This is a genomic window from Streptococcus sp. 'group B' (genome assembly GCF_002073795.1).
GTDB lineage: Bacteria > Bacillota > Bacilli > Lactobacillales > Streptococcaceae > Streptococcus > Streptococcus agalactiae.
Map to the genome: position 1 here is coordinate 1,576,465 of NZ_CP020432.1, position 24,520 is coordinate 1,600,984.

A 24,520-nucleotide genomic window follows, 5' to 3' on the forward strand; every position below is an offset into this window, starting at 1 on the left:
AGCCTAATCTAAAGATTAGCTTTTACAAATACTTTAATTTCTCTTCAAAACCTTTTTAAGAAGCTGAATTCCTTTGTATTTAAAAGGACTTGGATAATAGTTAAAAGTTCCCATTTTACGAATGATATAACCATTAAAATTCTGTTTAAAGCGAAGAATACTATCTGAACCATCAAAAGTTCCCTAAATACCTAGGAGGTTATAGAAAGTAGAACCTCTTTTGAGAGCCTCTTGCATAACATATTCCTGAAGAACTGCTGGTGCATAAAATTTATTAAATTCTGTGTAGGATCCTGAAAAGAAATAAACTGTCTCCTTAAGACTATAAACAAATAGACTACCAGCTAAAACAACGTCTTGGTTATCATACTTTTGAATAAATGACTGAACTTCTTGTCGTCGTGTTTCAAAACTAGCCAGTTGATTAATTATTTCAGAGCGTTGCCTATGATACTTAGGAGAGTCTGCATTTTCCCTAAAACGTTCATCAAGCAATTTAAGCTTATTTTCCAATGCTTCAGCTTTTATTTGCAAGTTATGGTCGTATTCTCTAAAATTTAAAGTGGCAATCACAAATTCAGCCTTGCCTTCAAAGCTATCGTAAAAATCTTGATAATAATCTAAGGACTTATCCATATAATCACGTCTATTTGACGTAGAAGTTGTTATCTCTTTAAATAAATGTAGCTCATCACGTTTAAGAACGCGAACCTTGATTCCAAAAGACATTGCTTTCTTAACCAAAGCTCGTCCTGTCTTAGAGAATGAAGATAGTAACGTTTCAGAAGTGACACCTTCTAAATTTTTAACATAGTGCCAAGATAAATATTTACCAGTAAAACCAGTTGTTAAACCATCATGGTGATAACCTGAACTGGTAAAATCTTCAATCAGATTATCATTTCCCTGATTACTAGGAACTCCCGAACTAGTGAATAATTGGTAATCATCAAAAGGCTCAACTATTAATTCTAGAACACCGTTGGATTTGGCATAGCCTTGCAATGCTTTATAAAATTGTTTTAGATACTTAGAATTTGAATGAACTGGTCCTGAATCAATTTTCATTTGAAAACCACCAGTGACTGGCATAATATAAGATAAACTGATTATCTCTAGTTTATTTTCTACTTGATATCCCAAATACCTAACATCATAGCCGCGTTTTTCTAAAAGTTTAGCCATCTCAGGTGTTTGTAAAAATGATTGTGAATCATAATTTCCTGAATGTTCTTTAAATTCTTCTATTGTTAATTCTCGAAGCGTCATAAATACCTTTCTTAACTATTTCCTACTTTTCTCCACATTCTATCTATTCGATACTATCCAAATAATATAATTTTGACGTAAATCTCCACTGTTTTTTCCAACACACATAATATTAGTAAAGCTAAATCTAAAAAGATTTAGCTTTAAATTTCAATATAGCGACGAATACCGGAATAACTCTTGTATGAAATCCACTGATGACCATCTACTACTAACACTTGATCATAATGTATTTTTTCACCCTTTTGAAAATTAAATTCCACTGGACTTGATACTTTAGGTTGACTTTTCACATCTACAGTTTTAGTAAATGTATAGGTACCTGTTTTAGGTAAGTTGGGATAACTAGTCGGTTTAGTCGCCTCATCTTTCGCTTTTTCACTACTTGTAGTTAGCTTTTTCACAGGAATATAGCGACGAACACCACTATAAGATTTGTAAGAAATCCACTGGTAACCATCTGCTGTCAATACTTGATCATAATTTATTTTGTCACCTTTTTCTAAAGTAAATTGGGTCTGACTTGATATTTTAGCTTCATTTTTTACTTCAGTACTTCCGATAATATTATAAACACCAGTCTTTGGTAAACCATTTTCAATAGGTTCTTGAGAAGAATTAGTTCCAGCTACTGTCACTTTAGTTCCTGTTACACCTACAAGTGTCCCACTAGCTTCTTGGTAGTATAAATGAATATTATAAAGACCCTTCTCATTCTTATGGTCAGCAAATGATACAGCTACTTTGTAGTTGCCATCCCCAGTAGTTACAGCTGTATACCATTTAATATCATCTTGCCCTCCTTGTTCAGTCCAAACCGGTACCTTAACAGCAGCGATACCGTTATCATCTTTAATATTCGTAATTAAAATATCAAAACCTGTAGTTGTTTCGTTAGAAATAGTCAGTCTACCAGTTTTAGTAATACGGGCTTGTGGTTGAGGAGACACTTTTTCTTTATCTTCAGTTTTTTCTACTGAAGATGCTTTACCTAGCAAAACAAAACGACGAACACCATTGAATGATTTATAAGATAACCACTGATTTCCTTCAATAGTTAGTATTTGGTCGTAAAAAATTCTGTCTCCTTTGTCCAATGTAAATTGAGTTGGACTCGCTACCTTAGCTTCATTTTTTACTTCTACTTTATGTGAAAATGTATAATTTCCTTGCGTTGCTATTTTCTCTTGATTATTGCTTCCTGAATTTGTTACAGGAGTAGGTGCTTTAGTCTCTGAACCTCCTGATGGATCTAGTGACTCAATAGCTGCGTATCGACGTACGCCACCAAAAGACTTATATGAAATCCATTTCACATTATCTTTATTAAATACTTGGTCATAGAAAACTTTATCACCTTTCTTTGCATAGAAAGCTACTGGGGCTGATTTTGAAGGTGTATTTTTCACCTCGGTTTCTTTGCTATAAACATAATTCCCTTGTTCAGGTAATGTTTTTTCCACCATTGGCTTTGTCTCTACTAAAGGAGTAGTAATGTCCTTTGTTGCCGTATTTTGACTATTTACAACTTTATCAGACGCTTGAACACTATCATTATTGGAAGTAATCACACTTGACGCACTTGTCTCATTGGAAGAATTATTAGCATCCACACTAGTGCCTGTCTGATTATTAACTTGAACCGATGTAGTTTGATCCGCAAAAACAGGACTTGTGACCATTATGAATGACCCTAAAATTACTGATGCTAAACCAAATTTATATTTACGTAGAGAGTAAGATTGCTTAGTATCATTTACTTGTCCTTTTTTCATCATAAACACCTACTTCCTTATTTATTTACACTACTATTATAATATCCTTTTTGTAACATGTCAACATATTTTAGAAATATTTGTAATACAAATGTAATATTTTATACTGTAAATACTTCTCGAAAAAAATACCCAACTCTTATTATTCTTAGTATAACAAAATCATTATCATTAAGCATATCAAAAAACCGGGCACTATTCTCCCGGTTGATTATTATTTTATGCTAAGTACATTTTCTTTAGTGTGAATTAATTGTGTGATTAATCGACAGTAAGGTGTATCAATGCCTAGGTTTTCACCTTTTTTATTCACTGCGCCATTTAAGAAATCAATTTCAGTTAAGCGCTGATTTTGAACTAAGTCTTGATGCATTGAAGGGTAATGATGGGCTGCTTTAACAGATGTATCCATAACGTACTTTGTTATTTCTTCTTCATCAAGCTCTACACCTTCTGCTTTTCCAACAGTAACAAATTCATGGATAATTTCATGTACCATATTTACGCCGTCTTCACTAGCAAAGAGTTGACCAATTGTACAATCTAGCAAGGCGCAAGTTGAATTCATCGTTCCGTTAACACAAGCTTTTCTCCAAATATTTGGCAAAACATTTTCGTCATAAGTAGCCTGTAATTTTGCTTCATTAAGCAATTCAGTAACGCGATGACCTGCTTCTTGATTGTTAGGATCGATACTTTGAAGATTTACAGAACCAACTCCTTCCAGATGAGCATGCCCTGGTCCTTTCAACCCTGCAGTCCAAACTGTTACTCCCATCAAAATATTGTGTTCAGGGATATATTGACGAATGACATCTTCATGTCCTAATCCATTTAAAAGACATAAGACCTTTGTTTTCTTACCAATAATTTTTTTAATATCTTGAAGCATATTTGGCAACTGCATTGCTTTAGTAAACAAAATAATTAAATCTGCTTCTTCTGTCGCATCAGTTGGCTTCATGATAGGAAGTTTAACAAGGTCCTCTGTATCACCTGTTACCTTCAAGCCATTTTCTTTAATAGCCATAATATGGTCTGCCCAATTATCAAGTAAAATAACATCATGATTTGTTTTAGAAATTTGATATCCAAAACGACATCCCATAGCGCCTGAACCAGCAATATAAACTAACATACAACCTCCAAATTAATTTTGACCTTCAAAAACGAAAATATCGTCTTTATAAAGTTTCAGAATGTCTTTACAAATTTTGTGTGATACAAAACCTACTGCAAAAGGAATAACGAGCCAAGATAAGATAACAATCAACATACTTGCTCCTGCTTCAAATGAAGCAATCGGACCTACTGCACCAACAAGCCCAAAACCAGACGAAGCTGGTGTCCCCACCAATTTAAACAATGGGACTGTTAGAGAACTTACTGTAGCAGTCATAAGCATTGGAATCGCCATTACTGGATGCTTTAGGAAATTTGGCATCATCATCTTCATTGCACCTAAAGCAATAGCAATTGGAACTCCAGACTTATTAGCCTTCATCGTTGCCCAAACTAGCACTGCTGTTGTTGAAGCAACTCCCATTGAAGCTGCACTTGCTGACATACCATTAAGACCAATCGCTAGACCAATCGCTACTGTTGAAATAGGACTTACAATAAGCATTGAAAAAGCCATCGCAATTAGAATTGACATCGCAATTGGTTGTAAAGTAGTAAAAGAATTAATTCCTTGACCAATAAGTGTTGTCACATATGAAACGTAAGGGAGTAATTTCCATCCTAAATAGCCTACGCCTGTACCTATGATAATAGGTAACAAGATAATGGTTAGGGAACCAAATTTATTACCAAACCACTTAACTGCTAAAACTGCTAAAGCTGCTGTTAGCATCATATTGATGAGATCACCAATCCCACGCAATTGGAAACTACCAGTAGCAACTCCTTTTTGAATAACTTCTGTGTAAGCCCACGCACCAGAACCAATATATGCAGCACCTCCAACAGCAAGCTGTTGCATTGGGGTGAATTTAAACTGTTGACCAATCAAAAATCCTGCCATAATTGGTGTGAAAAATTGGAATACCTGCACGATGTGTAAGAACTCTGCAGCAAGTCCGTAAGATAAAAATGGTTTCAAAAAAGTGGCTAGGATAGCATTTGGGATGAGTGCTACAACGATTGCAGTTGCTGTCCCACCTAACACTTTATTGATAAAAGAGCCAGCCGTCTCTTTTGGTGTTACCGTATTTGTCATAAAATACCTCGCTTCATTTATTTAATATCATTCATAACGACAAAGTTAATTATATCACAAAATAAATAGGAAGTTTTGTTATTTTTTTAACAATATATATAATCCTTTTTTATAAACTTATCAGTTTTATTTATAGTTATTTTATCAATGATGTTGAATGGACTACACGGTTATCTCGATCAGGATAAATATAATTGATAGCTTGGTTTATAGCGACTGGTGCTTCCCCATATCCTGTTGCAATCAATTCTACCTTTCCTGGATAATTAGCAGCATCTCCAATAGCATACACGCCTTCTTGAGTCGTCTCAAAAAGTGAAGAAACATTGATACTAGACCGTTTATAATCCAAATTCCAATAACGTAAATTTTTATTAGAAGTAGAAAAGCCAAAACTAACAATCAAGTTGTCTAAAGGTAATTCAATTACTTCATCACCTTTAACTTTTTGAACGACCAAGCTGCTAACTCTCTGACTATCTCCATTTAAACCAATTGGGACATAAGGGGTTAAAATTCTAACACCTGATGCCTTTAGTATATCCACACTATGCTCATGCGCTCTAAAAGCATCTCTACGATGAACAATCGCTACACTAGCTGCAATCTTATCTAATTCATTGGCCCAATCAACAGCTGAGTCGCCTCCACCACAAATAACAACATGTTTACCTGCAAACTGTTCTAACTTTGTAACGTTATAGAATAAATTATTATCTGCATAATTTTCTTCATTTTCCAAACCTAGTAAACGCGGAGCAAAAGCACCGTTGCCACAAGCAAAAACAATAGCACGTGACAAATGTTGATCTTTATCTGTTTGAATTGTGAAAACATCATCTACTTTTTCAAATGATAAAACTTCTTCTTTTAAACAGATTTCAATAGAGTCTTTAAATCTCTCTAATTGTTCAATATGTTTATCAATTAATTCACGTCCAGTAATCACCGGATAACCAGGAATATCATAGATTTTTTTCTCAGGATAAAGGATAGCTGGCTGGCCTCCTAATTCCGAAAGGCTTTCAATAATTTTAACGGATACTCCGCGTAGTCCAGCATAAAAAGCAGCAAAGAGACCTACTGGTCCGCCTCCTACAATAGTGATATCATAAATTGTTTTGTTCATTTACTGTATCTGTTCTTTCTATTTCTGTTTTAATTTTCTCTAAGATAAGTCTCTCTTCATCCGTCATTGCATAATTTTCTAACAAGTCTGGTCGACGTTCTAGTGTTTTTCGCAAACTTTGTTCTAAACGCCATTTTCGGATGTTCTCATGATGACCACTCATGAGAACATCAGGAACTGTCATGCCTAAATAATCATATGGGCGCGTATACTGAGGATATTCTAATAGGCCCGATGAAAATGAATCATCCTGATGACTTGTTTCTTTACCTATAACTTCTGGAATCAGACGAACGGTAGCATCGACCATTGTCATAGCCGCCAATTCTCCTCCCGTAAGAACAAAATCTCCCAAAGATACTTCGTCTGTTACTAATGATTTTATACGTTCATCATAACCTTCATAGTGACCACAAATAAAAATTAATTCATCTTCTTTGGATAGTTCTTCTGCAAAATCCTGATCAAATGTTCTGCCCGCTGGGTCTAGCAAAATAACACGTGCTTTTTGAGCATCTATTTTATCAATTGTATCAAAAATAGGTTGAGCACGTAAAAGCATCCCTTGCCCCCCACCGTAAGGCTCATCATCAACATGTCGAGACTTCTCAGCATTTTCTCTGAAATTGTGATAATTAATTTCAAGAAGTCCTCTTTCTTTTGCCTTACCAACTATAGAATGTTCCAGAGGGGCAAACATTTCAGGAAATAAAGTTAAAATATCAATCTTCATCATCTAAACCTTCCATCAATTCAACTTGAACACGCTGATTAGAAAGGTCCACTTCTAATACTACTGGCGGGATATAGGGTAATAAAAGATCACGTTTTCCATGACGTTCCACAACCCAAACGTCATTTGCTCCTGGTTGTAAAATTTCTTTGATTTTTCCAATCAGCTCTTCCCCTTCATAGACATCTAAGCCAATAATTTCATGATAATAAAATTCACCATCTTTAAGGTCGCTCAGTTGATCCTCTGCCACCTTCAGTGTGAAACCTTTATATTTTTCAATATCATTAATATGATACATTCCTTTGAATTTTATAATGTCAAAATTCTTCTGCTTACGATGACTAGCAATTTCAATATCCATAACAAACTGATTCTTTTCATCGAATAAAGCTAACACTTGACCTTTTTTAAAGCGTTCTTCTACAAAGTCAGTCACGCTTAATACACGCATTTCGCCTTGTAATCCTTGTGTATTGACAATTTTTCCAACGTTAAAGTATTCCATAGTAACTCCGATATTTTTGAAAATAAAAGAAAAACCAGCCGCTAAAATGCAACTGGCCACGATAGTCCGTACGGGATTCGAACCCGTGTTACCGCCGTGAAAAGGCGGTGTCTTAACCCCTTGACCAACGGACCATGTGAAACTGGGGTAGCTGGATTCGAACCAACGCATGAGGGAGTCAAAGTCCCTTGCCTTACCGCTTGGCTATACCCCAAAAGACAAAATCTAGTATATCGAAATTCTAGATTACTGTCAATATCTTTTCGAATTAAATTTTAAATTTCGATTTTATCCCTTTTAATAAAGCTCATATAGAGTCTATCAAAGTATTTTATGTTTCATTTTTGAAATATATTCAAAAACTTTTTGGTCCCTTTTTTCGATAATAGCTTGTAAAAGTAGTTCATGGTACTGCTTATTATTCATCCCAATTTCTAATATATCTTGTATAGCCACACCTGAGTCATTTTTTAAAGAAGATATATAGCGTCTCTCAGCAATAATGATATCTGCTTTTTTTAGTAATTTTTCATCTATCTGAGTCGTTTGATAGTTTACAAAAAAGAATTCCGCTATCTTAGATGTAAAATATTGGTTTAACATTACTTGATAGGTTTGTAATCTAATATTACTAGATGAAATTACATATACAGAAAGAGGAGCTAAGAAAGTCTCTATTAAGTTAGATAATTGCATTGTTAGTAGCACTGTCTCATGTTTTGAAAAAGTTAAATTCCCTCCTTTAAGGTTAAAAATATCAGCCAGACCTTTATCTAATAGGTGATATAAATCCTTAGAATAGCTCAGCCTTGATGTATTTAAAAAATAAAAATCAGGAATAAAATAATAACAATAACAAATAAAATGTCTCAAAAAATAGGCATTAATATCTTTAAAATGCTGCGAGTCAATAAATTCTCTACCCAATAATCGACCACAAAAATTCTTAAAGGCTTTAGACTTTGATATCTTATAAGAAGCAAAAATAAATTCTTCGTTGATATTGATATCATCTCGATTGCTAAATAGAGGACCATCACTAATACAAAACACTAAATATAGATAATCAAGTAAACCTTCATTCAACTCTATACCAAGATGTATAGCAATACTCTTTTGAGCTGCTTTGGATAACTCCATGTAGAGAATAGATTTTTTTAGTTGATTAAAGGATTCTGTTTGAGGAATTTCTACTTTATATTCTTTTCTTTTCCAAACTAAATTCACCAAAATATAAAAATAGTAATATTCTTCAGATAAGTCTTTAAGGTCGTAGTCACACCCTTTAAAATTCGAGTATTCAATAAAATCCCTTATCATTACCTCACTTGTAGCATCAAAAGGATAAATAATAAAACCAAAATGATACTGTAACAAAGCAATCAGCAGCCTAATCTGATATTCTGGACCTGTCACTTTATTTTTTTGTATTGATAACTTAACACTCTCCAAATAAAGTTTACAGTTTTTCTTTATTCGGTAGGCACTTGCGACGGATATGAATTTCTTAGCCGTGAATTCAGAAAAACTGACATTTTGAGGAGCAATAAAATATGCCAAAAACTGTAACGTATTAGACTCTCGATAAATGGTATGCAAAGTCTCTAGCTTAGAAAGTGTTTCGTAATGGAACAATACCATTGTTCTACTTTTGACAACAAGGTAGAAATCAGAATAAAGTATTTGTAGTTCCGAAATAAGACCTTGTAAAATCTTTTCACTCAAAGCATATTCTGTTTTAAAGTGATCAAGGTTAATTTCTCCATCATCAAGTAAGGCGGTCATCAGGTATGCTTTCAGTTTTATTTTTTCTTCGAGAAAATCAAATAGCAATATCTTATCCTCCTTAATAAAAAATCAGAAAATTCCCTTTCACATCCATTATATTCTAAAAGACTAAAAAACTCACAATTTTTGTGTAGATATAACAAAAAAGACAGGAAGTTCCTATCTTTTAGAATAAATTATTCTTTCTCATCAATGATGAGTCTTACTTTTTTCCCTTGTGTTGGTACCGAATAGACAATCGACCTTATCGCTGTAATTGTACGACCCTTTTTGCCGATAACACGACCGATGTCTTGGGTATCTAAATCAAGATGGTACTCTAAAAATTCTGGGCCATCCTGAATTTTTATGGTTAACTGATCTGGTTGTGAAATCAAAGGTTTCACAATAGCAATAATGAGATTTTCAATGGTATCCATAGGCTTTTATTATTTTGAGAATTTTTGATCGTGGAATTTAGTCATAACTCCAGCTTTTGAAAGAAGGTTACGAACTGTATCTGAAGGTTGTGCACCTTTTGATAACCATTCAAGAACACGTTCTTCTTTGATTGTAACTTGGTTTTCTGCAACTAATGGGTTGTATGTTCCAACAGTTTCAATAAAACGTCCGTCACGTGGTGCACGTGAATCTGCAACATTGATACGGTAGAAAGGTTTCTTCTTAGAACCCATACGAGTTAAACGGATTTTTACTGCCATTTTTAAATAGTCTCTTTTCTTTTTCTTTATATTTGGTCGTTGATAGCTTAACTAACAACTTTACCTTACTAAGTATAACATAAATACAAACTCTGTCAAGAAAAAATCTTGACAGAGTACATGTTTTTTTATTCATATCGTAAAGCATCAATTGGGTTTAATTTGCTAGCTTTATTAGCAGGTAATAAACCAAATATAATTCCAATAAATGCTGAGAAAATTAAACTGCCTATAGCCACGTTAAGTGACACAGAAGGAGTAATCTTATCTTGCGCATTAGCAATTAACATCGTACCTCCATAGGCTAGTAATAACCCAATTAACCCACCCAAAATCGTTAAGACCATTGATTCAATTAAAAATTGAGCTAAAATTTTACGTCGAGTTGCCCCAAGGGCTTTACGAAGGCCAATTTCTCTCGTGCGCTCAGTTACAGAGACTAACATAATATTCATCACTCCGATACCACCAACTAGGAGAGAAATTGCTGCAATCGCTCCAATAACACCTGTCATAATACCAACTTGGGTATTGATAGATTTAACTATAGATGTCATATCAAAATTATCATAGTACCCATCCTTAGCATGGCTAATGTCTGTTAAACGTTTGCCTATTTCTTTACCAATGCGATTGGATTGCGACACATCATTAAGATGAAAATATATGTTTTCTGCTTCTTTAGCACCAAACTCCGAAGCTAACTGTGTATTGGTTAAAATAGCATTCCCATCAGAATTACTTCCATATAAACCTGAGCCAGCTTCTGGATCCGAATAAACCCCCACTACTAAGTAAGATTTATTTTTTACAGTCACCACTTTATTTAACGCTGCTTCATTTGTCTGAAATAATCTCTGAGCTAATTTTTCTTCTAGTAAAATAACTCTCGAGAATTGGTTATAATCCTCCTCTTGGAATTGACGACCACTTTTAATTTTGAACTTTTTGATACCAAGGTAAGTGCGGTTAATTCCTGTTATATTAACCGTCTTTGCCTTTTTTTCAAGGTAAGCTACTGGAGCATTTGTTTGATTGGTTACATAGTAGCCACTAACACCATCTACTTCCTTAGCAATCTTTTTTAACCATGATTCTTGAATAATTGGTTCCTTACGGTTGGTATCACTACCTTGCATGAAAGCCCCTTGAGCTCCAAAGTTATCCTCATTTTTTTGGTCTTCTTTTGTTTTATAATAAATTTGAAGATTCTTCTGAGACTTTGTAATCTCATTTGTAACCGAATCTTTCATGCCCTTACCTAAGGCCATAATTAACACAACTGATGCAACCCCAATGATAATCCCTAACATGGTCAGAAAAGCACGCATCTTGTGCCCTAGAATCGATGATAGGGCAAATTTCCAATTTTCCATAATCGAATCTCCCCTTAATCAATTCTAATACTATCAGTAGTATCTGCTGTAATTTCGCCATCACGAATAACAATTTTACGTGTCGCATAATCGGCGATTTCTGGTTCATGAGTTACCATGATAATGGTTTTACCTTCTTGATTTAATTCCGTTAGGAACTGCATAATTTGCTCACCCGTCTTTGTATCCAAGGCACCAGTCGGCTCATCTGCTAGAATAATAGATGGGCTATTCACCAAAGCACGCGCGATTGCTACACGTTGCTTCTGTCCCCCAGATAATTCTGTTGGCAGATGGTTCATACGCTCTCTCAATTCAACTTTATCTAAAAATTGTTTTGCTAAATTTTTACGCTTTTTAGGAGCTACACCCGCATAAATTAAGGGTAATTCAACATTTTGCAAAGCCGTTAGTTTAGATAACAAGAAAAATTGTTGAAAGACAAAACCGATTTCCTTATTTCGAACTTGAGCTAATTTTGTTTGACTTAGTTCTTCGACACGTTTACCATTTAAACTATAATCTCCTGAAGTTGGGGAATCCAACAAGCCAATAATATTCATTAGTGTGGATTTCCCTGAGCCAGATGGCCCCATGATTGCAAGAAATTCACCTTCATAAACCGTCAAATCAATGTTCTTTAAGACTTGAAGTTTTTGATCCCCATTTTGATAACTTTTAACAATCTGATGCAATCTAATCAGTTCTTTTCGATTAGTTGTCACGATTATTTCACCTCTGATTTCTTATTAGACTTAAGATCGATTGATTCAATATTATCAATTTTTTGCCCATCCTTGAAAGTTTTGCTTGGATTAGTAACCACGATTTGTCCTGCTTTCAAACCTGATAAAATTTCTTGTGTCTTAGCATCAGCTTTACCAATTTTGACTTCAACTTTGGAAATTTTACGATTAGAATCATTGTATACCCAAACAAAGTGTTTATTATCTTTGTTTATCACAGAACTTGTAGGGACAATAAGGTGCTTATCTCCATTAACTACTTCAACTGATACGGTAAAACCTTGTTTTAATGCATCGAGAGGGCTAGTAATATCTACTTTATATTTATAATTTACAGCACTAGAGCCGTTATTAGAGTCATTGTTGTTTGCTTCTGCTTCTGGATAATTTGAGATATATGAAATTTTACCTTCCCATTCCTTGTCAGGATAGACCTTAGATTTTATTTTAACAGCCTGATCTTTTTTAACATTAGCCAAATCATACTCACTCATCGTTCCTTGTACTTGGAGTTTACCTTCAGTTGCTACATGGACAAGTACTTGACTAGTTTTTGAAGCTGGATCAATATCACTATTAACTTCAACAACTGTCCCTGATACGTCACTTGTAATAACAGTATCATTCAATGCTTTTTGTGCTTTATTTACTTCTGCCTGTGCATCTGCATAAGCATCATTCAAATCTTGAAGTTGTTGGTTGTATGAAGCATTAGCTTGACTTTGATAATTTTGCTGTAGACGATTCGTCGCACCACTAGTCGATTGAGTCCCTTGTCCTTGTGATGATGATGAAGATTGATCACTTGATTCCATAGCTGGAAAACTCCCTGTTGTCTTTAGATTATTAATCTGACGCGCTACTTTATTTAATTGACGATTAGCAGTGTCGTAGGCTGCTTGTGCAGTTGTTGTATCATATTGAACTAACTGCTGACCAGCTGTGATTTTATCACCCACTTTAACTGTAACAGTTGCTCGATTACCTTTATTAGCATCAAAATACACATACTGTTCTTGATTAGCCTTAGCTTTTCCTGTCAAAAGAGTTGAGGACGAAACACTTCCTTCTCTAACATTAAAAACTTTGTAATTAGTTTTTACTGCACTCTTATTAGGTTGAGATTGTACCCATAAAAAGCCACCTACTGCTACAATTAGTGCCACTGAGAGCCCTGATATAATTGCTCCTTTTTTACTAATCCCTAAATTTTGTCGTTTACTCATGTCCATCTCCTGTTTGTATTATTAATATAGAACAAGTGTATTATTTTTAAATAATATTGTCAAGAAAATTCTTTAAAAATAATATTTTTACTCATTAAGTATACTATTTTGCTCATAGAAAGAACTTACAAAATTGAAAGTACTTTACTTTTTACCACAAATAAAAGCTGAGATCTATATCTCAGCTTTTATTAAGAATTGCTAAATAGACTGACAAGAGATAGAAAAATTTTTCATTTTTGAAAACATGTCTGCTTGACTTTCTCCCAATAAATACACTTCTTCCACCTCTTCTATACCCATAATTGTTAATATGGTCTCAATACCTATAGTGTCAAAAATTATAGATGTATCATTTAATTGTTCTATGAGGAGAGGTTGATTGGTAACAATTAATAATTCTAAATGAGTTTGTTTGATTTGCTTAATTAACTCATTTAATTTTACTAGGGAATAACCCTTGTCTACCATTATCAAAGCCTTTTGACAACCGCTAGAACTGTAGTCTGAATGCCAATCATAGCTTCGAAAATACTGAATTTGATGGCCAGTTAGAACACCAGAACTTTGTTCGACTTGCTTCAGAACAGGTGCGACACTATGTTTTTTTCGATATTCTAACATGTCTATCAAAGATATTTGCCAACTACTAGCAATATAGTCATCCGAAAAACCATACCTTTTAGCATCCTTGTAAATATCTACATTATATTGGCTTTTATTCAGGTTTTCATACAACTCTACAATATGTAAACATTTATCTAAGTAAAAAGGGTTGATTTTAGTAACTGAGGATAAATCATACAAATCAAAGCCACGTCTAAAAGCCTCTAAAAGATAAGCTAGACGATTTTCTTTTTTCTGAATCAAAGCAAACATCAAATCTTCCTCGCTAATATCACTCAGAAATGGAAAATGATCATGACTGCTAGCCTCGAGTAAATTTAAAAATAATTGCTCTATATTACGAGCAAAAAAGATATAGTCAACTTTTTCAAAACTAAAAGATACGGTAGCTACATAGTCTAATTGCGGCTCTAAAAAGGCAGAGGTATTTGGGTAATAAGAATGCTTCAGTTGACTAAAAGTATATCCCACTGTCAATTTAGTTGCTATCTCTAAAACAGGATAGGTCGTAATAGTCTCAAATAAAATGCTTTGATAAGACAAACCAGATGATAAGCTAATTATATGATAATCCAAACTGTTCAAATCTATTAAGAAACTAAAGTAACATACTCCAATAATGTTTGCCTTTCGACACACATCAAATGCAACATCTCGAATTGTTTGCCTAGCAGCATCGGATAAAGTTTGACTTGGTACAATCGCTAGAGACTTACCAGTTGTTTTATTAGATTCAATATATTCTAAATCAGAGACATATAAACAATTATTCAAAGAGTCTCTCATTACTAAACAATCTACTTGCACAAAGTCTTGATTATTGTCTATTGCCTGAACACTTTTTTCTGATAAATTATCACTGATATACTGCCTTGAATAATGACTCTGCCACGCTAAAAACTCTTGAAATAGCTCATGATTTTTATCTAAGCAAAGGGGATAAATCAAACTATCTTCATGTGTATTTATATACCCCACAAGCGTCTCAAGATTTTCAAATTGTGCATCATAATGGTGAATCACATGGTTTAGCTCCTTCGAGATAAGAATACTAACAGGTCTATTCCTTTTAGATAACCTCTCAACAGTTGATCTAATTAAATCGTCATATTCTTTCATTTTCTGTCCGAAAATAATAAGCAAAATAGGCTGTTTATCCTTTGTATTTAGCATATACGCACCTCCTTATTAATCAGCTCACCGACTGACTTTAAATAATACCTTATGTTTAAGCGCGTGATCCAATCATTTCTAAAAATTCATCAAAAAAATAGGTCACATCATGAGGGCCTGGAGCAGCCTCTGGGTAAAATTGCACGGACATCACTGGAAATGAGCGGTGCCTTAGAGCAACAATCTCTTGATCATTCAAACCTTCGTGTGTTACCAGTAAATCATGCGGAAGATTTAGCCGGTTAACGGTAAAATGATTAAACTGAATAACTGTTTCTAAACGCCCCGTAGCAATATCTCTCATGGGATAATTTGGCCCCTTCTTAGCAACTGGGAGTCTCATAATTTCTGCACCATTTGCCATGGCAATTAATTGATGCCCCAAACCAATACCTAACATAGGAACAGATTTTTGTAATTCTTTAATAGTGTTTAAGACTTCCTGAAGCTTTTCTGGATTTCCCGGACCATTAGATAATATGATACCTTCTGGGTATAGATTTTTGATACCTTCTAAAGACGTATTGTAGGGAATGACAGTCACGTCACACTGACGTTTAGACAATTCTCTCAAAACAGAATGTTTAAGGCCAAAATCAAGTACAACAATATTTCGACCGCTAGCAGGCGACGGATAAGCTGTTTTTGTCGAAACTTGTTCCACATTATTTGTCGGTAATACTGTCGCTATTAATTGATCTTGTAAATGTGATAAAACATCACCTGCTTCTGCTAAAGTAGCTTTTACAAATCCTTTTTCTTTAATAACTTGCATCAAATACCTTGTATCGACCCCCGACATTGCAGGAACCTTTTTCATTTTCAAAAATTCATCTAGATTCATCTTGCTAGTATCGCTACTTACACATCTGGAATACTCTGCAACAACAACTCCTAAACAAGTGGGAATAATGGCTTCAGAGTAACTACGATGAATACCATAATTTCCTATTAGCGGTGAGGTAAAAACTAAAATTTTTCCATTATGTGAAGGATTCGTTATTATTTCCTGATAGCCGGTATTCCCCGTACAAAAAACTAATTCGCCAGTTACATCAAGAGATGAACCAAAGGATAGTCCTTCAAAAACCGTACCATCCTCTAGAATTAACAATTTTTTTGCCATTGTGGTTCTTCCCCTTCTATAAAATCATCGTAAATAATAGTCGTCTACTTAACTCGGATCAATAATACTCACACGATCGTAACCATCATGTTCCATCACTTCAACTAGAATTTCTTCAAATTGACTTGTTGGAATATTTTTCCCCACATAATCTGCACGAATGGGTAGTTCACGATGCCCACGGTCAATTAATACAGCTAAACTGACACGACTCGGACGCCCCAAACTAACAAGATTATCAATAGCAGCTCGAATAGTGCGACCTGTATAGAGAACATCATCAATTAATATAATATCTTTATCAGTGATGTCAACTGGCATAGTTGTGGTGTCAACTTCAACTTTCATATCATCACGGAAAGGTTTAGTATCCAATTCTCCAACGGGAATATCTAAATTTTCTAATTGCTTCAAACGTTCTTGAATGCGTTTGGCTAAAAAAACACCTCTTGTTTTAATGCCTGCTAAAACAATATTATCTAAATTTTTGTTACGTTCTATAATTTCGTAGGTAATACGTGTAATAGCACGTTTCATGGTCACATCATCAATAATTTCTTTTCTTTTCATTGCAGTATCCTCTCTAAGATAAAAGAGCCCCTTCAAAAGGAGACTCTCTAGAATGACAAAGCCGCTCAGGCATTGATTTAGTCTGAAGTTTCTCCTTAACTATCTCACTGGATAAGGTTAAAGGAATGATTTGCTTATATTATAGCAAATGGTAAAAGTATTTTTCAAGAAAAACTTAATTTTTTCTCAACTTGTCTAAAGTTGTCTGAAAAATTTCCGGAACCTCTACTGAAAAAATCAAATTCTCTCCGTTACTAGGGTGCGTAAAACCTAGTGTTTGTGCATGCAAAAACTGTCCTTTACCCCCTAAAGTCTTGCGGGGACCGTAGACAGGATCACCGGCTAGAGGATGGCCAATATAAGCCATATGAACCCGAATTTGGTGCGTTCGACCTGTCTCCAATGACAATTCAACTAAGGTATAATCACCAAAACGTTCTAAAACATGAAAACGAGTTATTGCTGGCTTACCTTTAGCAGTCACGGCTTGCTTCTTACGATCTTTATCACTTCTACCAATCGGAGCCTCAATCACGCCTCGATCATTTGGTAAATTACCATGCACAATTGCTAAATATTTACGAAGCGATTTTTTATCTTTCAACTCTTCAGCCAACACTTGGTGAGCTCTATCATTTTTTGCAACCATCAATAAACCAGAAGTATCTTTATCAATACGATGAACGATCCCTGGGCGAACAACGCCATTAATTGATGATAAATCCTTAATATGATACATCAAGGCGTTAACTAAGGTGCCCGAACTGTGGCCTGCAGAAGGGTGAACAACCATCCCTTGCGGCTTATTAACCACAGCAACGTCATCATCTTGATAGATAATATCTAAAGGGATATTTTCAGCTTGATAATCTAGTACTTCCTCTTTAGGAATATCAAAAGTAATCCGATCTCCTTCTTGAACAGTATATTTCGCTTTTTTTACTTGTCCATTTACTAACACAATCCCTTTTTTAATTTCTTCATTAGCTTGACTACGCGACAGTTCAGAATTATCAGCTAAAGCTTTATCTAGCCTAACTCCTGCTATTTTAATTGTGATTTCCATTACTTTCCTCTTTCCAAAGTGCAATCATTAAGCAAATAATACCGATTGTCAGATATGAGTCTGCTACATTAAAGATAGCAAAATTAATAAAATCTAAATGCACCATATCAACGACATAACCTAATCTTAAGCGATCTATAAAGTTTCCTAATCCACCAGAGATGATTAAGGTTAGAGAAATTAATAACCAATAACTTCCATTAATATGTTTCATCAAATAAATAATAGCAACACAAACAACAAAGATTGTAATTAAGGTAAAAAGCCATTGTTGATTTTGCAAAATAGAAAATGCAGCACCATAATTTCTCAGATAAGTTAGACTAACGATATTTGGAATGAATTCCTTAATTTGGTTTAGTTCAATATGTTTAACAATCCATAACTTAGATAGTTGATCTAAAGCAATCAACAAAATAGTTATTATTGGTATAATAATCTTTCTCATTACTTCTCCTATGAATTAAATCCCTTAAAATACTCTTCCATAACAGCAACAAATTTTAAAGCCATCTGAGATAAATTACGATCTTTTCGTTTGATATAAATCATTTGGTTATCTAGATGATCTTCTAATGGAATAACAGTGATACCATTCACACTGCGGCTATCCAAGAATCCTGAGCCCGTCGCATAAGCTTGGGTTCTTTCTAAAATACCATTTAATGTTGCTCTATCAGTAACATTATAGGTAACAGAACTATCAAGTACTTCCACAAAATTCTCCGAGTAATACCGATAATCATCTCTATCCTGTGTAAAACGTACGGTTGGTAATCCTTCTAAATCTGTCATTATCAGAGATGTTTTACTAGCCAAGGGATGGTCTTTCCCAAGATAAATATGAGTTTTAAAAGGAATAAGCTCTACAAACTCTAACCCCAATTTGTCCAACCGCTGAAGTAGACCTTTTTTATTTTGACTATTGATATAAATGATACCTATTTCGCTATTCCCTTGAGCAACTTCATCTAAGATACGTATTGTTGTTGATTCGAAAATACGGAAATAGCTAAAATTATCATTACATTTTGAAAACGCTGTGATTAAAGGAGGTAGAAAATCATAATGTTGACTTGCTATTGAGAATTCTTGCTCTGTAGCTTCAGATTGCGAAAACTGTTTTTCGAATGAATCAAAGCTTTTCACAACTTCTAAAGCATTCTCATAAAAAGTCATGCCTTGATTGGTCAACACTGCACCAGTAGTTGTACGCGTAAAAATCTGAAACCCTAATTCTGTTTCCAAATCACGAACGGCAACAGATAAACTTGGCTGACTAACAAATAGTTTTGCAGCTGCTTCACGAAAAGTACCACTATTTGCGATAGCAACAACATAACGCAGTTGTTGAATATTCATTTTATCACTTCCTCATTTTAGTACCCTTCATTATACCAAAAAATAACTATCCTTGCGGAAAATTCTTCATGAATTAGGACTATTTCACTATAAAAGAACAACAAAGTTTATGAGTATTAATGATAAATCTCTTAACATATTGTCTTTTGTTACAAAATGAAAGCTCTGACAATAATAAAAGACCTTATGAATAGTCATAAAGTCTTAACTAGGCATTATTTTGCGATTGGGTAAACAGACACTTGTTTTTTATCGCGTCCTTTACGTTCGAAACGAACAACACCTTCAACTTTAGCAAAAAGTGTATCGTCCCCACCACGTCCAACGTTAGCACCTGGATAGATGTGTGTACCGCGTTGACGGTAAAGAATTGATCCACCTGATACTGTTTGTCCGTCAGCTGCTTTAGCTCCAAGACGTTTTGCTTGTGAATCACGTCCGTTTGATGTAGAACCTCCACCTTTTTTGTGGGCGAAAAGTTGCAAGTTAGCAAGATTCATTTTTAACATAATGTTGTGTCCTCTCTTAAATTAGTGTGTCATGACTACTGTACTAACAAATTCAGAAGAATCTTTAGACAGATTAGTCATTCCAAGAAGGTAAGACTCAAATAATAATTGAACCTTATCCTCTTTATGTTGTGGTATAGAAGATAAATCTATCTTCATATAACCACCTTCAACGTCATTGATAATCAATTGCGCTTGGCAGGTTGTTAAAGCCTCTAATGAATTAATAAAATTAATTGATAAAGTACTAACAGCTGCACAAATCACATCAAAGCCGTACTCGCCACTACCAGCATGACCGCTGATTTCAGCACTATAAAGATAGCCTGATTGATTACGAGTAAAAGTTGCTTTAATCATGAAAAATTAAGCGTTGATTGCGTTGATAACAACTTTTGTATAAGGTTGACGGTGACCTTGTTTACGGTGGCTACCTTTTTTAGGTTTGTATTTGTAAGAAACAACTTTCTTTTGTTTGCCTTGTTTTTCAACAGTACCAACAACAGTAGCTCCTTCAACAACTGGAGTACCAACTTTAGTTGTTTCACCACCAACAAGAACAACTTCGTTAAATGTAACTTCTGCTCCTGCTTCAACGTCAAGTTTTTCAACGTAGATAGCTTGTCCTACTTCAACTTTAACTTGTTTACCACCAGTTTTGATGATTGCGTATGTGCTCATGATGCACCTCCTATAAAAATTTCTTGTGAGGTTTCCCTCTGTGAAGACTCGCCTATAAATCGTGAGAGCCTTGCCCTACTTAATCTAACGATTTTCGCGCGGTTGCACAGGATGTGCATTTAGTCAACATTCAAATTTTATCATAAACTCTTTTTTTATGCAAGATAAAACAAAATAAAATTATCAACTTTACCACTTCAAATTAACTAACTCATTCATTTCCTTATATGCTTTATCAACTTTATCTTTCATAGTCTGATCAATTGTAGAACGTTTCTTACCACCTTCAATATAATCCTCTAAAACTAGCGTCCTATAATCATAAGCTGGAAAGCCTTCTTCAACATAACGGCCATTTGCTTTTGCTTCTACTAGTGTTGGATGCGCCTTAACTTTTTTAATTACTGTTTTTTGACCTTTTTTCTCTATGGTTACATCCATTAATAATCCTCTTTCTGTCCAGATATCATCAACCGTTTCTAAACGCTGATTTGAAATAAAATTTCCCATAGAGTAAATAATAAATTTTTTCTGGCCATCTTTTTTTATCACTTCAGACGGTTCAACAACGTGAGGGTGTCCTCCGAATATAATATCTGCCCCCCATTTAATCATACTATGATAAAGTATTACTTGTTCTGTAGTAGGTTTTTTTTGATATTCTATCCCCATCTGTGGCATGACAATGGTGATATCTGCTTCTTTTTCAGCCTTTTTAATATCTTGCTTAATCTTTTTAGTATCTAAATCAGACATATGTTTTTCATAGTCACTCTTTGAAACATTAGCTTCCATACCATTGTAGCCATACGAATAACCTAAAATAGCAATTTTAATACCATTTACACGCTTAATTAAGATATCTTCTTTATTTCTATCCTTTAAATAAACCCCAATAGTATCCAATCCCAGACGATTAAAAGTCTTGACAGTATTGATAGCACCTGCCAGTTGTGAATCCAGAATATGATTATGTGCTAAGTCAACGACATCATATCCAGTTTCTTTCATAGTAGTTGCAATCTCATTAGGAGCATTAAATAAAGGATAGCCCGCTAAAGGATATTCTGAACTAATCGTCCCTTCATAATCACCAATCGCTAAATCAGCGCTCTCAATCCAAGATTTTACCTCTTTAAAATAAGGAGTAAAATTATAAGTGCCGTCGGGTTGGCGCGCACTGGCATATAGTACATCGTGCAGCAAAATATCTCCGTTTGCAACCACACGTGCTGTTTTTACAGTATTATTATTTGCAACCTTTTGCCCTTTAGATTGTGCTAAATCCTTAGATAACCCCAAAATAAAAATAGCAATAATAACGGCTACACAAAAAATAAGTGTTTTTTGATAAGGGATTCTTGCCATACTTGCCTCCTTTATTCGTATTATAGCATTTTTTATAACCTTATGACAGCACAATCATTTTAATAAAAAACTACAGAGTAAATCTGTAGTTTAAAAATTCATTATAATAAATCGTCAATCAAGTCATCAACATCATCACTATCTGCTTGAGGTTGAATAGTAGTTACCATAATCCCTGCAACTGCCCTCTCTACCAGACCTTCTACATCCATACGTTTCTCATACTGTTCTGTATTCTTAATTTTAGGGTTAGTTTTTGGGCGATCTGGTGCAAAAATTGTACAGCAATCCTCAAATGGTTGAATTGAAATATCAAAAGTATCTATTTTTTGAGCAATATCAATAATTTCTAGCTTATCCATCGTGACCACAGGACGAATAATCGGTGTTGCAGTGACAGCATTAATAGCTTGCATACTTTCTAGCGTTTGGCTTGCCACCTGCCCTAAACTTTCACCGTTAATAATAACAAGACCATTTCGGTCCTCACGAATACGATCTGTAATACGCATCATAAACCTACGTGTTAACGTCATCAAGTAGGCTTCAGGAGCTTTTTCCTTAATTTCCTCTTGAATTTCTGTGAATGGAACTTCAATAAATTGAATATTACCACCAAATTTTGTCAATTTACGTGTTAAATCATGTGCTTTTTTCAATGCACCTGGGCTAGTATAAGGAGGACTTGCAAAATGGACTGCTTCTATATCTACACCACGTTTTAACGCTAGGTAACCTGCTACCGGAGAATCAATCCCACCAGACAACATCAGCATCCCTTTCCCAGATGTTCCTACCGGTAATCCTCCTGCACCCCTAATATCCTCATATGAAATATAAGCAGCCTCATCTCGTATCTCGACTTTAAGATTGATATCTGGTTGCTTCATCTGAGCCTTAATATTTGGCAAGACTGAAAAAACGGCATCTCCTAAAGTATGATTTAGAGCACGGCTATCCAATTCAAATGAGTGGTCACTACGTTTTGCGGTAATTTTAAAAGTCATCCCATCTTTATAAACGGAAGTCATAATTTCCTGGACAGCTTTTACCAATGTATCAACATTTTTTTCTACTTTAAAAGATGGAGAAAAAGCTTGGATACCAAAAATCTCTTTTAAGGACTCTGCAACTTCATGATAATCTGTACCATTGAGATATACATGTCCTCTATCACGATCTGTTTTTACTGAAACATCTGGATAAATGGAGAGTACATGCTCCATATTATTTTTTAACTTATTGATGAAGCGCATACGGTTTTTCTTCTTAGTAGAGAGTTCTCCATAACGAATCATAATTTCTGAATACTGCATCTTATCCTCTAACTTTCTTAGTTTTTTCATAAACTTGTTTAAAAATAGTTAAAAATTGCTCTACTTGTCCCATATCATTATCATCATCTAAGCTGATACGTACAGCAGTTTGGGCTAACTTAGTTGAAATTCCCATTGCTATAAGAGTTCCTGCTGGTTTACCTGCTTTAGAAGAGCAAGCGCTAGTTGTCGAGATAAAAATATCATGTCCCTCAAAGGCATGGACAAGAACTTCTCCTCGGACACCCTTGATACCAAACGTGATAATGTTAGGTGAAAAACCTTCCTTACCCGAAAATAACGTAATATCCTCATATTTGGCTAATTCATCATGAATAATGGTTTTCATTTTACTTATTTTAGGAATAGCTACTACTTCCTTGTCCATAACCATTCGTAAAGCTTTAGCAGTAGCTGCAATCCCTGCGACATTCTCAGTAGTTGAACGTAAATCAGATTCTTGTCCACCACCTGTTAGTAATGGTGAAATACGTTTTCCTTCTTTAATATATAGAAAGCCAACCCCACGAACGCCGTGAAATTTATGACTAGAAAAAGATGCAAAATCAACTCGCTCAGTCAAATAATCTTTAGTCGGTATCTTACCTATTGCTTGAACAGCATCAACATGAAACGATATAGTAGGTTTATCTGACAACAAGTCTGAAATAGCTTTTATTGGCTGAATAGAACCAATTTCATTGTTTATTGCCATAATTGAAATAAGAATCGTTTCTGGTTTAATTAATTTGACCAGTGCTTCTACGTCTACAAATCCTTTATCATCTACTGGCGCATAATCAATCTCAAACCCATACTCTCCAAGCCATTTAGCAGACTCTTTAACAGCTGGGTGTTCGATATCAGAAACAATAATATGATTTCCAAAATGTTGTTTCTCAAACGCAAGACCCTTAATAACCCAATTATCGGCCTCTGTACCACCAGAGGTAAAGAAAATTTCATTTGCTTTAAGCTCAAGTAAACTAGCAATTTGTTTACGGCTAGCCTCTAAAATCCGAGAAGATGTTGTTCCTAGCTCATGTAAACTTGAGGGGTTTCCATAGATTTTACTAGCTACTTCTTGATAAGTCCTTAAAACTTCTGGATAGGGAATAGTAGTTGCCGAATTATCAAAATAAATCATAAATCTGTCCTTCTAAAGTCAATCAGTGTTATTATAGCATAATTTTCCTACTATTTATATTAGTTTGTGAACATCCCAAAACAATATTTATGATAATTCTCAT

The 24,520-nt window shown here is 34.6% G+C and carries 24 protein-coding genes, 2 tRNA genes, 1 pseudogene and 1 other annotated feature; all 27 genes and pseudogenes read right to left on the reverse strand.

The window, feature by feature from the left end; all coding sequences use genetic code 11:
* Positions 1-33 precede the first annotated feature (33 nt).
* The 27 genes and pseudogenes from A6J68_RS08275 to A6J68_RS08405 all read right to left on the reverse strand — a co-directional run bounded on the left by A6J68_RS08275 (position 34) and on the right by A6J68_RS08405 (position 24,417).
* Positions 34-1,269: pseudogene (locus A6J68_RS08275) on the reverse strand (aminoacyltransferase).
* A 143-nt stretch (positions 1,270-1,412) separates the two neighbouring features.
* Entirely contained in the window at positions 1,413-3,047 is a 1,635-nt protein-coding gene (locus A6J68_RS08280) for an SH3 domain-containing protein (RefSeq protein ID WP_000976038.1), read from the reverse strand.
* A gap of 211 nt (positions 3,048-3,258) precedes the next feature.
* On the reverse strand, positions 3,259-4,182 hold the full coding sequence (locus tag A6J68_RS08285; RefSeq protein WP_000964162.1) for a 2-dehydropantoate 2-reductase: 924 nt from the start codon (positions 4,180-4,182) through the stop codon (positions 3,259-3,261).
* Positions 4,183-4,194: 12 nt separating this feature from the next.
* Entirely contained in the window at positions 4,195-5,265 is a 1,071-nt protein-coding gene (locus tag A6J68_RS08290; RefSeq protein WP_000185920.1) for a PTS sugar transporter subunit IIC, read from the reverse strand.
* Positions 5,266-5,401: 136 nt separating this feature from the next.
* Positions 5,402-6,394 (reverse strand): NAD(P)/FAD-dependent oxidoreductase, encoded by a 993-nt coding sequence (locus A6J68_RS08295; protein WP_001044158.1) that lies wholly within the window; start codon positions 6,392-6,394, stop codon positions 5,402-5,404.
* Positions 6,375-7,130 carry a tRNA (guanosine(37)-N1)-methyltransferase TrmD gene (trmD, locus tag A6J68_RS08300; protein WP_000975542.1) on the reverse strand — a complete coding sequence of 252 codons (756 nt, stop codon included), beginning with the start codon at positions 7,128-7,130 and terminating at the stop codon, positions 6,375-6,377. Before trmD ends, A6J68_RS08295 begins: the two co-directional genes overlap by 20 nt.
* Positions 7,117-7,635 (reverse strand): ribosome maturation factor RimM, encoded by a 519-nt coding sequence (rimM, locus tag A6J68_RS08305; RefSeq protein ID WP_000455620.1) that lies wholly within the window; start codon positions 7,633-7,635, stop codon positions 7,117-7,119. Before rimM ends, trmD begins: the two co-directional genes overlap by 14 nt.
* A gap of 62 nt (positions 7,636-7,697) precedes the next feature.
* A tRNA-Glu gene (locus A6J68_RS08310) sits at positions 7,698-7,769 on the reverse strand.
* Between the two features lie 8 nt (positions 7,770-7,777).
* Positions 7,778-7,849 (reverse strand) — tRNA-Gln (locus tag A6J68_RS08315).
* Between the two features lie 107 nt (positions 7,850-7,956).
* On the reverse strand, positions 7,957-9,468 hold the full coding sequence (locus tag A6J68_RS08320; RefSeq protein ID WP_000895685.1) for a M protein trans-acting positive regulator PRD domain-containing protein: 1,512 nt from the start codon (positions 9,466-9,468) through the stop codon (positions 7,957-7,959).
* 131 nt (positions 9,469-9,599) lie between these two features.
* The gene (locus tag A6J68_RS08325; protein WP_000379626.1) at positions 9,600-9,842 is read right to left on the reverse strand and encodes a KH domain-containing protein; all 243 of its coding nucleotides are present in this window, start codon (positions 9,840-9,842) and stop codon (positions 9,600-9,602) included.
* Positions 9,843-9,851: 9 nt separating this feature from the next.
* Positions 9,852-10,124, reverse strand: a complete 273-nt coding sequence (gene rpsP, locus A6J68_RS08330) for a 30S ribosomal protein S16 (protein WP_000268757.1) — start codon at positions 10,122-10,124, stop codon at positions 9,852-9,854.
* Between the two features lie 128 nt (positions 10,125-10,252).
* Positions 10,253-11,500 carry an ABC transporter permease gene (locus A6J68_RS08335; protein WP_000432854.1) on the reverse strand — a complete coding sequence of 416 codons (1,248 nt, stop codon included), beginning with the start codon at positions 11,498-11,500 and terminating at the stop codon, positions 10,253-10,255.
* 14 nt (positions 11,501-11,514) lie between these two features.
* The gene (locus A6J68_RS08340) at positions 11,515-12,225 is read right to left on the reverse strand and encodes an ABC transporter ATP-binding protein (RefSeq protein WP_000210672.1); all 711 of its coding nucleotides are present in this window, start codon (positions 12,223-12,225) and stop codon (positions 11,515-11,517) included.
* Positions 12,226-12,227: 2 nt separating this feature from the next.
* Positions 12,228-13,472 (reverse strand): efflux RND transporter periplasmic adaptor subunit, encoded by a 1,245-nt coding sequence (locus A6J68_RS08345; protein WP_000044613.1) that lies wholly within the window; start codon positions 13,470-13,472, stop codon positions 12,228-12,230.
* Between the two features lie 201 nt (positions 13,473-13,673).
* Positions 13,674-15,272 carry a carbamoyl phosphate synthase large subunit gene (locus A6J68_RS08350; RefSeq protein WP_001869278.1) on the reverse strand — a complete coding sequence of 533 codons (1,599 nt, stop codon included), beginning with the start codon at positions 15,270-15,272 and terminating at the stop codon, positions 13,674-13,676.
* Positions 15,273-15,327: 55 nt separating this feature from the next.
* On the reverse strand, positions 15,328-16,398 hold the full coding sequence (locus tag A6J68_RS08355) for a carbamoyl phosphate synthase small subunit (RefSeq protein WP_001085246.1): 1,071 nt from the start codon (positions 16,396-16,398) through the stop codon (positions 15,328-15,330).
* Positions 16,399-16,446: 48 nt separating this feature from the next.
* Positions 16,447-16,968 carry a bifunctional pyr operon transcriptional regulator/uracil phosphoribosyltransferase PyrR gene (gene pyrR, locus A6J68_RS08360; RefSeq protein WP_000823056.1) on the reverse strand — a complete coding sequence of 174 codons (522 nt, stop codon included), beginning with the start codon at positions 16,966-16,968 and terminating at the stop codon, positions 16,447-16,449.
* Between the two features lie 175 nt (positions 16,969-17,143).
* A complete protein-coding gene (locus A6J68_RS08365; RefSeq protein ID WP_000406594.1) occupies positions 17,144-18,034 on the reverse strand; it encodes an RluA family pseudouridine synthase in 891 nt (296 codons plus the stop codon).
* On the reverse strand, positions 18,018-18,482 hold the full coding sequence (gene lspA / locus A6J68_RS08370) for a signal peptidase II (RefSeq protein WP_001226250.1): 465 nt from the start codon (positions 18,480-18,482) through the stop codon (positions 18,018-18,020). Before lspA ends, A6J68_RS08365 begins: the two co-directional genes overlap by 17 nt.
* An 8-nt stretch (positions 18,483-18,490) precedes the next feature.
* Positions 18,491-19,396, reverse strand: coding sequence for a LysR family transcriptional regulator (locus A6J68_RS08375; protein ID WP_001025683.1), 906 nt, complete (start codon positions 19,394-19,396; stop codon positions 18,491-18,493).
* A gap of 215 nt (positions 19,397-19,611) precedes the next feature.
* On the reverse strand, positions 19,612-19,905 hold the full coding sequence (gene rpmA, locus A6J68_RS08380) for a 50S ribosomal protein L27 (RefSeq protein ID WP_000916503.1): 294 nt from the start codon (positions 19,903-19,905) through the stop codon (positions 19,612-19,614).
* A 21-nt stretch (positions 19,906-19,926) separates the two neighbouring features.
* Positions 19,927-20,265 (reverse strand): ribosomal-processing cysteine protease Prp, encoded by a 339-nt coding sequence (locus A6J68_RS08385; protein WP_000588481.1) that lies wholly within the window; start codon positions 20,263-20,265, stop codon positions 19,927-19,929.
* Positions 20,266-20,271: 6 nt separating this feature from the next.
* On the reverse strand, positions 20,272-20,586 hold the full coding sequence (gene rplU / locus A6J68_RS08390; RefSeq protein WP_000109135.1) for a 50S ribosomal protein L21: 315 nt from the start codon (positions 20,584-20,586) through the stop codon (positions 20,272-20,274).
* A 34-nt stretch (positions 20,587-20,620) separates the two neighbouring features.
* Positions 20,621-20,700 (reverse strand) — a sequence feature (ribosomal protein L21 leader region).
* A 75-nt stretch (positions 20,701-20,775) separates the two neighbouring features.
* Positions 20,776-21,954: a CapA family protein gene (locus A6J68_RS08395; RefSeq protein ID WP_000101233.1), complete on the reverse strand. Its 1,179-nt coding sequence runs from the start codon at positions 21,952-21,954 to the stop codon at positions 20,776-20,778.
* Between the two features lie 101 nt (positions 21,955-22,055).
* The gene (gene thiI / locus A6J68_RS08400) at positions 22,056-23,270 is read right to left on the reverse strand and encodes a tRNA uracil 4-sulfurtransferase ThiI (protein ID WP_001200106.1); all 1,215 of its coding nucleotides are present in this window, start codon (positions 23,268-23,270) and stop codon (positions 22,056-22,058) included.
* 1 nt (position 23,271) lies between these two features.
* Positions 23,272-24,417, reverse strand: a complete 1,146-nt coding sequence (locus A6J68_RS08405) for a cysteine desulfurase family protein (protein WP_000638893.1) — start codon at positions 24,415-24,417, stop codon at positions 23,272-23,274.
* Positions 24,418-24,520 lie beyond the last annotated feature (103 nt).

What these genes read in the sequence shown, in the direction of transcription:
- A6J68_RS08280 (WP_000976038.1), bottom strand. Translation starts at nt 3,047, where the DNA reads ATGATGAAAAAAGGACAAGTAAATGATACTAAGCAATCTTACTCTCTA.
- A6J68_RS08285 (WP_000964162.1), bottom strand. Translation starts at nt 4,182, where the DNA reads ATGTTAGTTTATATTGCTGGTTCAGGCGCTATGGGATGTCGTTTTGGA.
- A6J68_RS08290 (WP_000185920.1), bottom strand. Translation starts at nt 5,265, where the DNA reads ATGACAAATACGGTAACACCAAAAGAGACGGCTGGCTCTTTTATCAAT.
- A6J68_RS08295 (WP_001044158.1), bottom strand. Translation starts at nt 6,394, where the DNA reads ATGAACAAAACAATTTATGATATCACTATTGTAGGAGGCGGACCAGTA.
- trmD (WP_000975542.1), bottom strand. Translation starts at nt 7,130, where the DNA reads ATGATGAAGATTGATATTTTAACTTTATTTCCTGAAATGTTTGCCCCT.
- rimM (WP_000455620.1), bottom strand. Translation starts at nt 7,635, where the DNA reads ATGGAATACTTTAACGTTGGAAAAATTGTCAATACACAAGGATTACAA.
- A6J68_RS08325 (WP_000379626.1), bottom strand. Translation starts at nt 9,842, where the DNA reads ATGGATACCATTGAAAATCTCATTATTGCTATTGTGAAACCTTTGATT.
- rpsP (WP_000268757.1), bottom strand. Translation starts at nt 10,124, where the DNA reads ATGGCAGTAAAAATCCGTTTAACTCGTATGGGTTCTAAGAAGAAACCT.
- A6J68_RS08335 (WP_000432854.1), bottom strand. Translation starts at nt 11,500, where the DNA reads ATGGAAAATTGGAAATTTGCCCTATCATCGATTCTAGGGCACAAGATG.
- A6J68_RS08345 (WP_000044613.1), bottom strand. Translation starts at nt 13,472, where the DNA reads ATGAGTAAACGACAAAATTTAGGGATTAGTAAAAAAGGAGCAATTATA.
- A6J68_RS08350 (WP_001869278.1), bottom strand. Translation starts at nt 15,272, where the DNA reads ATGCTAAATACAAAGGATAAACAGCCTATTTTGCTTATTATTTTCGGA.
- A6J68_RS08355 (WP_001085246.1), bottom strand. Translation starts at nt 16,398, where the DNA reads ATGGCAAAAAAATTGTTAATTCTAGAGGATGGTACGGTTTTTGAAGGA.
- pyrR (WP_000823056.1), bottom strand. Translation starts at nt 16,968, where the DNA reads ATGAAAAGAAAAGAAATTATTGATGATGTGACCATGAAACGTGCTATT.
- A6J68_RS08365 (WP_000406594.1), bottom strand. Translation starts at nt 18,034, where the DNA reads ATGGAAATCACAATTAAAATAGCAGGAGTTAGGCTAGATAAAGCTTTA.
- lspA (WP_001226250.1), bottom strand. Translation starts at nt 18,482, where the DNA reads ATGAGAAAGATTATTATACCAATAATAACTATTTTGTTGATTGCTTTA.
- A6J68_RS08375 (WP_001025683.1), bottom strand. Translation starts at nt 19,396, where the DNA reads ATGAATATTCAACAACTGCGTTATGTTGTTGCTATCGCAAATAGTGGT.
- rpmA (WP_000916503.1), bottom strand. Translation starts at nt 19,905, where the DNA reads ATGTTAAAAATGAATCTTGCTAACTTGCAACTTTTCGCCCACAAAAAA.
- A6J68_RS08385 (WP_000588481.1), bottom strand. Translation starts at nt 20,265, where the DNA reads ATGATTAAAGCAACTTTTACTCGTAATCAATCAGGCTATCTTTATAGT.
- rplU (WP_000109135.1), bottom strand. Translation starts at nt 20,586, where the DNA reads ATGAGCACATACGCAATCATCAAAACTGGTGGTAAACAAGTTAAAGTT.
- A6J68_RS08395 (WP_000101233.1), bottom strand. Translation starts at nt 21,954, where the DNA reads ATGGCAAGAATCCCTTATCAAAAAACACTTATTTTTTGTGTAGCCGTT.
- thiI (WP_001200106.1), bottom strand. Translation starts at nt 23,270, where the DNA reads ATGCAGTATTCAGAAATTATGATTCGTTATGGAGAACTCTCTACTAAG.
- A6J68_RS08405 (WP_000638893.1), bottom strand. Translation starts at nt 24,417, where the DNA reads ATGATTTATTTTGATAATTCGGCAACTACTATTCCCTATCCAGAAGTT.